Genomic DNA, 13,757 nt, shown 5'->3' with positions numbered 1-13,757 from the left:
AGCCGCGCCGGAAATAAATTAAAGTGAAATTACAGCGGCTGCGTTTGGGCTTCTACAACCGCCAGCGCCACCATATTAACGATACGACGAACAGAGGCGATCGGCGTTAATACGTGAACCGGTTTCGCAACCCCCATCAGCACCGGGCCAACCGTTACGCCTTCAGAACTGGAAACGCGTAGTAAGTTGTAACTAATACGGGCAGCTTCCATATTCGGCATCACCAGAATATTCGCTGAGCCTTTCAACGGACTGTCCGGCATGCGGTCATTACGGATGCTTTCCACCAGCGCGGCGTCGCCGTGCATTTCGCCGTCAATCATCAACTCTGGCGCGCGCGCCTTAATCAGCTCCAGCGCGTCGCGCATTTTGCTGGCCGACGGACAGTTAGAGGAACCAAAGTTGGAGTGCGACAGCAACGCCACCTTCGGTTCGATACCAAAGCGACGCACGGTCTCTGCCGCCATCACGGCGATTTCCGCCAGTTGCTCAGGCGTAGGATCGTCGTTGACGTAGGTATCGGCGATAAAGGTGTTACCGCTTGGCAGCAGCAAGGCGTTCATCGCCCCGGCAGTATGCACGCCGTCGCGATGACCAAACACCTCTTTTACCACGCTGAAGTGTTCATGGTAGTCGCCAATCGTACCGCAGATCATCGCATCCGCTTCGCCGCGCTGTACCATGATTGCGCCGATCACCGTAGTGTTGGCGATCACCGCACGCTGCGCCTGCTCCTGGGTAATCCCACGACGCTTCATAATCTGGTAGTACTCGCTCCAGTACTCTTTAAAGCGCGGATCGGACTCATTGTTGACGATTTCAAAATCGACGCCCGCTTTGATCTGCAGACCCAGTTTCTGGATGCGCATCTCGATCACGCTCGGACGACCGATCAGGATCGGTTTTGCCAGCCCTAACGTGATCAGCTCCTGGGTAGCGTGCAGTACGCGCGCTTCTTCCCCTTCGGTCAGCACCACGCGCTTCGGCGCTTTGCGTGCCAGGGAGAAAATCGGCTTCATGAACAGGTTGGTTTTGTAGACGAATTCAGTCAGCTTATCGATGTAAGCGTCAAAGTCGGCAATCGGACGCGTTGCCACGCCGGAGTCCATCGCCGCTTTCGCCACAGCAGGGGCGATTTTGACGATCAGACGCGGGTCGAACGGTTTCGGAATGATGTATTCCGGGCCGAAGCTCAGGTCCTGATCGCCATAAGCAGAGGCCACCACTTCACTCTGCTCGGCATGCGCCAGCTCAGCAATGGCGTGCACCGCCGCCAGTTTCATCTCTTCGTTGATGGCCGTCGCACCAACGTCCAGCGCACCGCGGAAGATGAACGGGAAGCACAGGACGTTGTTAACCTGGTTCGGGTAGTCTGAACGACCGGTACAGATGATGGCGTCGGAACGCACCTCTTTTGCCAGCGGCGGCAGGATTTCCGGCTCCGGGTTGGCGAGTGCCAGAATCATTGGCGCACGCGCCATCTTCTTAACCATTTCCTGCGTCAGCACTTTCGGGCCCGAGCAGCCGAGGAAAATATCTGCGCCGTCAATGACATCATCCAGCGTACGCTTACCGTCATCCACCACCGCGTAAGCCGCTTTGGTTTCCGCCATGTTCGGTTCGCGGTCTTTGTAAATCACACCTTTGGAGTCACAGACCACAATATTGTGTTTCTGCATACCCAGCGCTACCAGCAGGTTCATACAGGCAATCGCCGCCGCACCTGCACCAGACACCACCATGCGCACGTCAGAGATATTTTTCTCAACCACCCGCAGACCGTTCAGAATAGCGGCTGTACTGATGATTGCCGTACCGTGCTGATCATCGTGGAAGACCGGAATATTCATGCGCTCGCGCAGTTTTTGCTCAATGTAGAAGCACTCCGGCGCTTTAATATCTTCGAGGTTGATACCGCCAAACGTGGGCTCCAGGGCCGCAACCACATTGATAAACTTATCCGGATCGAGTTCATCGACTTCAATGTCGAACACGTCGATCCCGGCGAATTTCTTAAACAGAACGCCTTTACCTTCCATCACCGGTTTGCCGGCCAACGCGCCAATGTTGCCGAGACCCAGCACCGCTGTGCCGTTGGAAATAACCGCAACCAGGTTGCCGCGCGCGGTGTATTTGTAGGCTGCCAGCGGATCCTTTTCAATTTCAAGACACGGTGCAGCCACGCCCGGCGAGTAGGCCAGCGCCAGGTCGCGCTGCGTTGCCAGAGGCTTGGTCGGAGAAACCTGGATTTTACCGGGTACCGGAAATTCGTGGAAATCGAGGGCGCTTTGTTTTAACTGGTCATCCATCTTGTTGTTCCTTTCACGTATCTATCAAAAAAGTGGCGCGGGTAACCATTCTACTGAGCCGCACATTATCACCTCAGTCAACGGTACAAACTTTGAAGGTCCCCAAACTCTCACCATTCAAAGAAAGAATTTGTTATCAATTTATAACAACCATGTTACCTGCTTAATCCAGCAATACCATGCCTGTCTGCTATGCTTTTTGCTGACAACGCCCGCAATTTTCCCAAAAGTGTGAATCACAACACGCATCTAACACTTTACTTTTCAAGGAGTATTTCCTATGACCCGTAAAGAGCTTGCCAATGCCATTCGTGCGCTAAGTATGGATGCCGTCCAAAAAGCTAACTCCGGCCACCCTGGAGCACCAATGGGGATGGCCGATATCGCCGAAGTTCTGTGGAACGATTTTCTACGCCATAACCCGACCGATCCCACCTGGTACGATCGTGACCGATTTATTCTGTCCAACGGCCACGCCTCAATGCTGCTTTACAGCCTGTTGCATCTTTCCGGTTACGACCTGCCGATCGAAGAATTAAAGAACTTCCGTCAGCTCCATTCGAAGACGCCAGGGCACCCGGAAATTGGCTACACGCCGGGCGTGGAAACCACGACAGGACCGCTGGGTCAGGGTTTAGCCAACGCCGTCGGCATGGCCATTGCCGAACGTACGCTGGCAGCGCAGTTTAACCAGCCGGACCATGAGATTGTTAACCACTTTACCTGGGTCTTTATGGGCGACGGCTGTCTGATGGAGGGTATTTCACACGAGGCTTGTTCGCTGGCGGGCACGCTGGGGCTTGGCAAACTCATCGGCTTCTACGATCACAACGGCATCTCGATTGATGGTGAAACCTACGGCTGGTTTACCGACGATACTGCAAAACGCTTTGAGGCTTATCACTGGCATGTGGTGCACGACATTGACGGCCATGACCCAGAGGCGGTGAAAAAAGCCATTCAGGAAGCGCAGGCTGTTACCGATAAACCATCGCTGATTATCTGCCGCACGGTGATCGGTTTTGGGTCACCAAATAAAGCAGGGAAAGAGGAAGCGCACGGCGCTGCGCTGGGCGAAGAAGAGGTGGCACTGACCCGGCAGAAGCTGGGGTGGCATCATCCTGCTTTTGAGATCCCCAAAGAGATTTACCGGGCGTGGGACGCACGCGAGAAAGGCGAAAAAGCGCAACAGGGCTGGAAGGAGAAATTCGCAGCTTACCAACAAGCCTACCCGGAACTGGCGGCAGAGTTTTCTCGCCGGATGAGCGGTGGGCTGCCGAAAGAGTGGGAGGCAACAACCCAGAAATATATTACCGAGCTGCAGGCCAATCCGGCCAAAATCGCCACCCGTAAGGCCTCGCAAAATACCCTTAACGCCTACGGGCCTATACTGCCAGAGCTGCTTGGCGGATCGGCGGATTTGGCCCCCAGCAACCTGACCATCTGGAAAGGCTCTTCCTCTGTTAAAGAGGATCATGCAGGAAACTACATCCACTACGGAGTGCGGGAATTTGGCATGACCGCGATTGCCAACGGTATCGCCCATCACGGGGGCTTCGTTCCGTACACCGCTACGTTCCTGATGTTTGTCGAATATGCCCGAAATGCCGCGCGTATGGCGGCACTGATGAAAGCCCGACAAATCATGGTTTATACCCACGACTCGATTGGCCTGGGGGAAGATGGTCCTACGCACCAGGCCGTTGAACAGCTCGCCAGCCTGCGCCTGACGCCTAATTTCAGTACCTGGCGACCGTGTGATCAGGTTGAGGCGGCGGTAGGCTGGAAGCTGGCAGTCGAACGTCATGACGGGCCAACGGCGCTGATCCTCTCGCGGCAGAATCTGGCACAGGTTGAGCGCACGCCTGAGCAGGTGCAGCAAATTGCCCGCGGCGGCTATGTGCTGAAGGATGGCGGCGGTAAGCCGGATGTTATTTTGATTGCTACCGGTTCAGAAATGGAAATCACGCTGCTGGCAGCGGAAAAACTGACCGGAGAAGGTCGTAACGTGCGAGTGGTTTCTCTGCCCTCAACCGATATCTTCGACGCCCAGGATGAGGCGTACCGGGAATCGGTCCTGCCAGCAAACGTCAGCGCTCGCGTGGCGGTAGAAGCAGGAATTGCTGACTACTGGTACAAATATGTCGGGCTGAAAGGGGCAATTGTTGGGATGACGGGTTATGGAGAGTCGGCTCCAGCGGACAAATTGTTCCCGTTCTTCGGCTTTACGGTAGATAACATCGTCGACAAAGCGCACAAGGTGCTTAACGCGTGATCCACAGCGTGGGCCAGGCATCTGGCCCATGCCAGTTATCGCAGCTTGGCTCCTGGGCATAGCGCACCAGGCGAAAACGTTGACCGTCGTAGCGCCAGCGGGTCTGGATACCGCAATCTGCCAACCCTCGTCCTTTAGCAAGGGTGACCAGCTCCCGCGACTTCTCGTCAAACGTAGCGTTGGTCAGCTCCATATCGCGACTTTCTGCATCCGTTTTAAACGGCAGGCTTAACCGTACCGCGCGTGAAGTCAACGGAGTCGTACGTGAAACCACCCACGCCAGATCGATGGTGTTATACGCCCCGGCCTCACAGCCAATCATCAGCAGCGCTTTATCATCTGTTAGGGCCGTGACGCGCATCTCGCGACGCAGCGGATCGATAGAGCAACGAATACCGTTGATCCGCCAGTTACCATAGTCCAGCAGTTCACCGCGCTCCTGCTGTGAGAGAGGCGTTGGCGTTGGATTAATGACCGCTACACCTTTCAGCGCGGGGGCCGGAGGTACGCTGAGCGGAGGCTCGTCACCTTTTTCAATCCATGCGGTTTCGCTCCCCACCCGTTTTTGCTGGGCGTCGATAAACAACAATGCGGCTTTTAGCCCGACCAGCGAAAGGTTTTGCGCACCTTTTTGCAGGGTAATCGCCTTCGCGTCCTGTACGGTTTGTAAAAATGCGCTGATGGTGGCGGGATCATCGGTCGTCAGCTGCCAGGGAGTTATGCGCCAGTGCTCGCCGCTCAGCGAGAGTGGCGCACCATCCAACAGCAGACGCGGCGCAATATCGCTCTCTTTGACGCTGGACGATTCCAGCCCGCCCAGCTCAATACGCAACACGGCGTCGGTATGTGCCCCGGCGCTGCGGCTCAAGGTCATGACCAGGCCGTGGTGCTCTCCGGTATTGCGCGCCACGCAAAAATTTTGGTTATTACACGTCACCTGCCAGTCAGAAAACGCCTGTTGCGCGGGCGCAGCCCACAGCAATCGGGCGGGTAGCAACCCGAGCAGGAAAAGGAGAATAACGCGATAGCGCATGGACGGTACAACCCCGAAGTCAAAACACACAGCCTAAGCGGTATCTTCCTTGCGCGACTGATGTGGCTCAATAAGAATCGTCGGATTGGCCGTAAATTTGTAAAGAAATATAAATCCCGCGCATTAGTCCATGAGATGCGATGACTGCAAATAGTTCAGCAATAGCACCGTTTTACCGTCACGGATCTCACCCGTTTTGATCATTTCCAGCGCCTGTGTGAACGGCAGTTCCAGAACTTCAATATCTTCATCTTCCACGCCGCCACCCGCGTTTGTCCGCTGACTGTCACGGTATTGCGCGATGAAGAAGTGGATTATTTCCGTCACACCGCCCGGCGACATGTATAGCTCAAACAGTTTACGTACTTCACCCACTTCAAAGCCGGTCTCTTCAATCGCCTCTTTTCGAATACATGCTTCCGGTTCGTCGTTATCCAGCAGCCCGGCGCAGGTTTCAATCAGTTGACCGTCTTCGTTACCGTTGACCCATGTCGCAACGCGAAACTGGCGGATGAGCACCACCGTTTTCTTCTCCGGGTTATACAGCAGGATTGTGGCGCCGTTGCCACGATCGTAAACCTCACGTTTGTGACGGATCACCTCTCCATTCTTACGGGTCAGGTCATAAGTGATATTGCGCAGGACGAAGTAGTTATCGGAAAGGACTTTATCTTTGATGAGGGTAATTTTTTGCGACATACCGGCTCCACAGCAAGAAGTGAGAAATAATACTACGCCGTGAAACCGGGTTTGTCTTGGAACAATGTAGGCCTGATAAGCAAAGCGCCATCAGGCATTCATGCGGCACATTGCCGGATGGCAACGCTAACGCGTTTTATCCGGCCTACTCGCCGATTAATGAGATTTGACTGATTTTACGCCCAGCCAGTCGACGATCCCCTGGGCGGCGTGCCGCCCTTCCGCCATAGCCGTCACCACCAGGTCTGCACCGCGTACCGCGTCACCACCGGCAAAGATTTTCGGGTTACTGGTTTGATAGCGGTATGCACTTTCAACATCGGCGGCAATGCGCCCCCAGTTATCGACCTTAACGCCATGCGACTCCAGCCACGGCATGCCATGTGGGTGAAAACCAAACGCCATAATCACCGCATCTGCGGGCATCACAAACTCACTCCCGGCAATGGGAACCGGGCGACGACGGCCCTGTGCATCAGGTTCGCCAAGTTGAGTACGTAAGAAACGCACACCGCTGACTCGCCCATCGGCATGCAACACCAGCTCAACCGGCTGAACGTTAAACTCGAAATTTGCCCCCTCTTCCCGGGCGTTCTTCACCTCTTTTTTCGAGCCGGGCATGTTGGCTTCATCACGACGATAGGCGCAGGTCACCTGGCTTGCGCCATGACGCAGGGCGGTTCGCACACAGTCCATTGCCGTATCGCCTCCGCCCAGCACAACCACGTTTAGTCCGGCGGTATCGATAAACGGTTCTTCAGGCAGTTCCTCCAGCCCCATCACCTGCTTGGTGTTGGCAATCAGGAACGGCAGCGCATCATACACGCCTGGCGCGTCTTCATTTGGCAGGTCCGCCTTCATGGAACGATAGGTTCCTACGCCCACGAACACGGCATCGTAATCCTCCAGCAGCTTTTCAAGCGCGACATCCTTACCCACTTCACAGTTAAGTTCAAAATGAATGCCCATGGCGCTGAAGATTTCACGGCGACGCGCCAACAGCGATTTGTCCAGCTTGAAGGCCGGAATACCGAACGTCAGCAAACCGCCAATTTCAGGATGGCGATCGTAAACGGTGGCGCTGACGCCGCTGCGCGCAAGCACATCCGCACAGGCCAGACCCGCCGGACCCGCACCGATGATGGCAACACGCTTGTCCACTTTCTGCACATGGCTTAAGTCCGGTCGCCATCCTTTACTCAGCGCCCGATCGGAGATGTAACGCTCAATATTACCGATAGTAACTGCGCCATGCTCGCTACGCACCGTACATGCCCCTTCGCAGAGTCGATCCTGCGGGCATACACGTCCGGTCACCTCCGGCAGGCAGTTGGTCTGGTGAGAAAGCTCAACCGCCGCGTCGATATTCCCGGCTTTGACCAGTTCAATCCACTGCGGAATGTGGTTATGCAGTGGACAGGTCCATTCGCAAATACTGTGGTCGCCGCATTTCAGGCAGCGAGAGGCTTCGCGCTCCGCCTGCGCCGTACGAAACGGCAGATAGATCTCTTCAAAGCTGGTTTTCCGGGCCTCAATCGCCAGTTTATCCGGCTCCCCGCGCGCAGGCGTCGCCTGCATTTGCTCACGTTTAGTGATGACATGTGGAACAAAATCGGTAGTGCTGGCATGCCATGGCTGGCTTTCCAAACTTGCGGTACGCAGCCTGCGCGCTTTTGACAGACCGGTAAGCGAATTTTCCGTCACCAGCTGTAACGCCTGCGCCGGACAGTTCTCTACGCAGGCGGGTCCCTGTTCACGCCCCTGGCACAGATCGCATTTGTGCGCGGTAGCTTTCACCTTCCCTTTGGCGACGGGAGTGAGTACGATCTGCATCGTGCCGAAAGGACAGGCTACAACGCACGATTTACAGCCAATACACTTTTGCGGGTTCACCTGAACGCTGTCGTTATCATGGCTAATTGCCCCGTTTGGGCAACTTCTGGCGCAGGGTGCATCTTCGCAGTGGTGGCAGGTCACCGCGCTGCGCTGCTGCTGATGCTTAATGACGGTAATTCGGGGCTGAAAATGCCGTTGGCTCAGGACATGCTGTTCGCCATTGTGAGCCATGACGCAGGCGACCTCACAGGCATGGCATCCCAGGCACTGCTGGCTATTGACCATAATAAAACGATTCATGGCTTCCTTCTTTTTTGGTTGCAAAAACCTTATTCTTTATAAGAGTGTTATTAACCGACACGGAAGGAAGCGGCAATGTTCATTTGCCCAGGAAGCACAACTATTTATCCAGAACCTGTGGCAGATCAATTTATTTCATCGCATATGAAATTGTGTTTCAGTTACCATCCAGTTTCATGGCGTTTTATTAACATTTATCAAATACACCGCATCGTTCACGCTGTTTTCAGGCGCGACGTGTATTGTGTGAGGATGCACAAGTGACGGTAAAGCGTCCGGTCTCGGCCAGTCTGGCTAAAGCTTTTTTCTACATAGTGATGCTGTCGATTCTCTCAACGGGTATTGCGCTGCTCACGCTGACCAGCAGCTTGCGAGATGCCGAAGCCATCAACGTTGCTGGCTCATTGCGCATGCAAAGCTACCGTCTGGGTTACGATCTACAAAGCCAGAGCCCGCAGCTTAACGCCCACCGCCAGCTTTTCCAGCAGGCGCTAAACTCGCCAGCATTACAGAATCTGAACGCGTGGTATGTGCCACAAGCGGTAAAAAGCCGCTATGGACGTCTGCATGCTAACTGGCTGGAAATGAACGCCCGCCTGATCGACGGCGATTTAAAATGGTACCAGGCCAACATCAACAACTACGTCGATCAGATCGATCTCTTCGTGCTGGCGTTGCAGCATTATGCCGAGCGTAAAGTAATGCTGGTATTTGGCATCTCGCTGGCGGGCGGGATCGGCATATTCACCCTCGTCTTCTTTACCCTGCGGCGCATTCGCCAGCAGGTGGTGCGTCCGCTGAATAAACTGGTGATGGCCAGTCAGCAAATTGAACACGGTCAATTTGATATCCCACCGCTGGATACCGGTTTGCCTAATGAACTGGGATTGCTGGGCAAAACGTTTAGCCAGATGTCGAGTGAATTACACAAGCTGTATCGTTCGCTGGAAGCGTCTGTGGCCGAGAAAACTCACGATCTGCACGAAGCCAATCGCCGTCTGGAGGTGTTGTATCAGTGCTCGCAGGCGTTAAATACCAGCCAGATTGACGTGCACTGCTTCCGCCATATTTTACAGATCGTCCGCGAACATGACGCCGCGTATTTCCTTGAACTCACCGTCGGTGATAACTGGCGGATTAGCGAAGGGACTAAAAGCCTCGAGCTACCGATGCAGATCCTGCCTGTCACCATGCAGGAAACCGTCTACGGCGAACTGCACTGGCAAAGTCCAAACGTCAATGCTTCTACTCCGCTGCTCAACAGCGTCTCCTCGATGCTGGGACGCGGGTTGTACTTCAACCAGGCGCAAAAACATTTTCAGCAGCTGTTGTTAATGGAGGAGCGAGCGACGATTGCACGCGAGCTGCACGACTCGCTGGCGCAGGTGCTCTCTTATTTACGCATTCAGCTCACGTTGCTTAAACGTTCAATCCCGGAGGATAACGCCCCGGCGCAAAGCATTATGGCGGATTTCTCCCAGGCGCTGAACGATGCCTACCGTCAGCTACGCGAACTGCTCACCACCTTCCGTCTGACCTTACAGCAGGCAGACTTACCCTCCGCCCTGCATGAAATGCTGGAAACGCTGCAAAATCAGACCTCAGCTAAACTCACACTCGATTGTCGGTTGCCTACGCTGGCGCTGGATGCGCAAATGCAGGTGCATCTGTTGCAGATCATCCGCGAAGCGGTGCTGAACGCCATTAAGCATGCGAGTGCGAGCGAAATTACCGTCAGTTGCGTAACGGCTCCGGACGGCAACCACACGGTTTATATCCGCGATAACGGCATCGGCATTGGCGAGCCGCATGAGCCTACAGGGCACTATGGACTAAATATTATGCGTGAGCGGGCGGAAAGACTAAGCGGCACGTTGACCTTCTCTCAACCTTCTGGAGGGGGAACGTTGGTGAGCATCAGTTTCCGTTCGGCTGAATCAGACAGTGAGCTAACGTAAAGAACCGCAAAGCGCCGTCGGGTCTGGATCCAGGCCTGACGGCGTTGGCACGAAAGGTATGCTGTAAACGGGCATGATAATTTACATTATCTTCTTTTTTTCTCCACGTTTGACCCGTACCTTGCCGCTAAAGTGAAGCAAGCCATACCCATAACGATACGCAGAAACACGAGGTCCTCTTTTAATGGCGAATTTTTTCATCGATCGCCCCATTTTTGCCTGGGTGTTAGCTATCCTGTTGTGCCTGACAGGAGCCCTGGCTATTTTTTCACTGCCCGTTGAGCAATATCCCGATCTGGCACCGCCAAACGTGCGGGTCACCGCCAACTATCCTGGCGCTTCGGCTCAGACTCTGGAAAACACCGTCACCCAGGTTATCGAGCAGAACATGACCGGTCTCGATAACCTGATGTACATGTCATCGCAGAGCAGCGGGACAGGTCAGGCTACGGTTACGTTGAGCTTCGTTGCCGGAACCGATCCTGACGAGGCCGTCCAGCAGGTGCAAAACCAGCTGCAATCGGCAATGCGTAAACTGCCGCAGGCGGTACAGGATCAGGGGGTCACGGTGCGTAAGACCGGGGACACCAATATTCTGACTATCGCCTTTGTCTCCACCGATGGCTCAATGGATAAGCAGGACATCGCCGACTACGTCGCCAGTAACATTCAGGATCCACTCAGCCGTATTAACGGCGTGGGAGATATTGACGCTTACGGCTCACAGTACTCCATGCGTATCTGGCTTGACCCGGCCAAACTGAACAGTTTCCAGATGACCGCTAAAGATGTGACCGACGCTATCGAGTCACAGAATGCGCAGATTGCCGTCGGACAACTTGGCGGCACACCTTCAGTGGATAAGCAGGCGCTGAACGCGACGATCAACGCCCAGTCGCTACTGCAAACTCCGGATGAATTCCGCGCCATTACGCTACGCGTCAACCAGGATGGTTCAGAAGTTAAACTGGGCGATGTGGCAACGGTCGAAATGGGTGCTGAAAAGTATGATTACCTCAGCCGCTTTAATGGAAATCCTGCCTCCGGCCTGGGCGTGAAGCTGGCTTCAGGCGCCAATGAAATGGCGACAGCAACGCTGGTCATTAACCGTCTGAACGAGCTGTCACAATATTTTCCGCACGGGCTGGAATATAAGGTGGCTTATGAAACCACCTCCTTTGTCAAAGCCTCAATCATCGACGTGGTAAAAACCCTGCTGGAAGCTATTGCACTGGTATTCCTCGTGATGTACCTGTTCCTGCAAAACTTCCGCGCCACGCTGATTCCCACCATCGCCGTTCCCGTCGTCCTCATGGGTACCTTCTCCGTGCTTTACGCCTTTGGCTATAGCGTAAACACCTTGACGATGTTTGCGATGGTGCTGGCGATCGGTCTGCTGGTCGATGACGCCATTGTGGTGGTGGAAAACGTCGAGCGTATTATGAGTGAGGAAGGACTCTCACCACGGGAAGCGACACGAAAATCTATGGGGCAAATCCAGGGCGCGCTGGTCGGTATCGCCATGGTGCTGTCAGCGGTGTTTATCCCGATGGCCTTCTTCGGCGGCACTACCGGGGCTATTTACCGCCAGTTCTCGATTACTATCGTCTCCGCCATGGTGCTGTCTGTTCTGGTGGCGATGATCCTGACCCCCGCTCTGTGCGCCACCCTGCTCAAACCGCTGCATAAGGGCGAGCATCACGGACAAACCGGTTTCTTCGGCTGGTTTAACCGAATGTTTAATCGCAACGCCGAGCGCTACGAAAAAGGCGTTGCCAGAATTCTGCACCGCAGCCTGCGCTGGATACTGATCTACGGCCTGCTGCTCGGTGGAATGGTTTTCCTGTTCCTGCGCCTGCCAACCTCCTTCCTACCGCTGGAAGACCGCGGCATGTTTACCACCTCGGTACAGCTGCCCAGCGGCTCCACACAGCAGCAAACATTGAAAGTGGTTGAGGAAGTGGAGAAGTATTACTTCACCCATGAGAAAGACAACATTATGTCAGTCTTTTCCACGGTCGGTTCTGGCCCTGGCGGGAACGGTCAAAACGTGGCACGTATGTTTGTCCGCTTAAAAGACTGGGATGAGCGCGACACCACTACCGGAACCTCTTTCGCCATCATCGAACGTGCGACCAAAGCCTTTAATAAGATTAAAGAAGCCCGCGTCTTCGCCAGCAGCCCTCCGGCTATCAGCGGCCTCGGAAGCTCTGCCGGTTTCGATATGGAGCTGCAGGATCACGCCGGTGCGGGCCATGATGCGTTAATGGCCGCGCGCGACAAACTCATTGAGCTGGCAGGGAAAGACACGTCCCTTACCCGCGTTCGTCATAACGGTCTGGACGACAGCCCGCAGTTGCAAATTGATATCGATCAGCGCAAAGCCCAGGCGCTGGGCGTTTCCATCGACGACATCAATGACACATTGCAAACGGCCTGGGGTTCCAGCTACGTCAATGACTTTATGGACCGGGGCCGCGTGAAGAAGGTTTACGTGCAGGCGGCAGCAAAATATCGCATGCTCCCGGACGACATTAACTTGTGGTACGTCCGCAATAACAACGGTGGCATGGTGCCTTTCTCGGCCTTTGCGACTTCACGCTGGGAAACGGGTTCTCCACGTCTGGAACGCTATAACGGCTACTCCGCAGTCGAGATTGTCGGCGAAGCTGCGCCCGGCGTCAGTACCGGTACGGCAATGGACGTGATGGAATCGCTGGTGCGCCAGTTGCCGACAGGGTTTGGCCTCGAATGGACTGCGATGTCTTATCAGGAACGGCTGTCGGGCTCTCAGGCCCCTGCCCTGTACGCCATTTCTTTGCTGGTCGTGTTCCTGTGTCTGGCGGCACTGTACGAAAGCTGGTCGGTACCCTTCTCCGTCATGCTGGTCGTGCCATTGGGGGTTATTGGCGCGCTACTGGCGACCTGGATGCGCGGCCTGGAAAACGATGTGTATTTCCAGGTCGGGTTACTTACCGTGATCGGGCTATCGGCGAAGAACGCAATATTGATTGTTGAATTCGCCAATGAGATGAACGAGAAAGGACACGATCTGCTCGACGCCACGCTCCATGCTTGTCGCCAACGTTTACGCCCAATTCTGATGACGTCACTGGCGTTTATCTTCGGGGTGCTGCCGATGACCATCAGCAGTGGCGCTGGTTCTGGCGGTCAACATGCGGTGGGGACAGGCGTAATGGGCGGGATGATTTCAGCCACTATCCTGGCGATTTACTTCGTTCCCCTGTTCTTTGTGCTGGTGCGCAGACGCTTCCCATTGAAGCCACGCCCAGAATAATCGGACACAAAAAAGGCGACTTACGTTGAGTCGCCTTTTTTTATCCTTT

7 protein-coding genes are annotated in these 13,757 nt (G+C 54.8%); 3 read left to right on the top strand and 4 right to left on the bottom strand.

Annotated elements, in window-relative coordinates:
- Nucleotides 1–29: 29 nt before the first annotated feature.
- Nucleotides 30–2,309, bottom strand: coding sequence for an NADP-dependent oxaloacetate-decarboxylating malate dehydrogenase (gene maeB / locus OGY67_RS00450; protein WP_003835063.1), 2,280 nt, complete (start codon nt 2,307–2,309; stop codon nt 30–32).
- A gap of 280 nt (nt 2,310–2,589) precedes the next feature.
- Here maeB and tkt point away from each other — a divergent pair, with 280 nt between their 5' ends.
- Nucleotides 2,590–4,584 (top strand): transketolase, encoded by a 1,995-nt coding sequence (gene tkt, locus OGY67_RS00445; RefSeq protein WP_267445841.1) that lies wholly within the window; start codon nt 2,590–2,592, stop codon nt 4,582–4,584.
- Here the strand turns inward: tkt and OGY67_RS00440 are convergent.
- From OGY67_RS00440 to aegA, 3 genes are all read right to left on the bottom strand, one after another.
- The gene (locus OGY67_RS00440; protein ID WP_079935173.1) at nt 4,574–5,617 is read right to left on the bottom strand and encodes a DUF1176 domain-containing protein; all 1,044 of its coding nucleotides are present in this window, start codon (nt 5,615–5,617) and stop codon (nt 4,574–4,576) included. The genes tkt and OGY67_RS00440 overlap by 11 nt on opposite strands.
- A gap of 123 nt (nt 5,618–5,740) precedes the next feature.
- On the bottom strand, nt 5,741–6,316 hold the full coding sequence (gene nudK / locus OGY67_RS00435) for a GDP-mannose pyrophosphatase NudK (protein ID WP_008785426.1): 576 nt from the start codon (nt 6,314–6,316) through the stop codon (nt 5,741–5,743).
- A 156-nt stretch (nt 6,317–6,472) separates the two neighbouring features.
- Entirely contained in the window at nt 6,473–8,452 is a 1,980-nt protein-coding gene (gene aegA / locus OGY67_RS00430; RefSeq protein WP_008785428.1) for a formate-dependent uric acid utilization protein AegA, read from the bottom strand.
- A 260-nt stretch (nt 8,453–8,712) separates the two neighbouring features.
- Between aegA and narQ the strand changes: the two genes are divergently transcribed.
- Both narQ and acrD read left to right on the top strand, forming a co-directional pair.
- Nucleotides 8,713–10,410: a nitrate/nitrite two-component system sensor histidine kinase NarQ gene (gene narQ / locus OGY67_RS00425; protein ID WP_286573087.1), complete on the top strand. Its 1,698-nt coding sequence runs from the start codon at nt 8,713–8,715 to the stop codon at nt 10,408–10,410.
- 184 nt (nt 10,411–10,594) lie between these two features.
- On the top strand, nt 10,595–13,708 hold the full coding sequence (gene acrD / locus OGY67_RS00420; RefSeq protein WP_079935150.1) for a multidrug efflux RND transporter permease AcrD: 3,114 nt from the start codon (nt 10,595–10,597) through the stop codon (nt 13,706–13,708).
- Nucleotides 13,709–13,757 lie beyond the last annotated feature (49 nt).

It is taken from the genome of Citrobacter sp. Cpo015 (assembly GCF_030333035.1).
GTDB classification, from domain to species: Bacteria; Pseudomonadota; Gammaproteobacteria; order Enterobacterales; family Enterobacteriaceae; genus Citrobacter; species Citrobacter portucalensis.
Note: the sequence above shows the minus strand (reverse complement) of the source record. Positions and strands in the feature narration are given on the sequence as shown.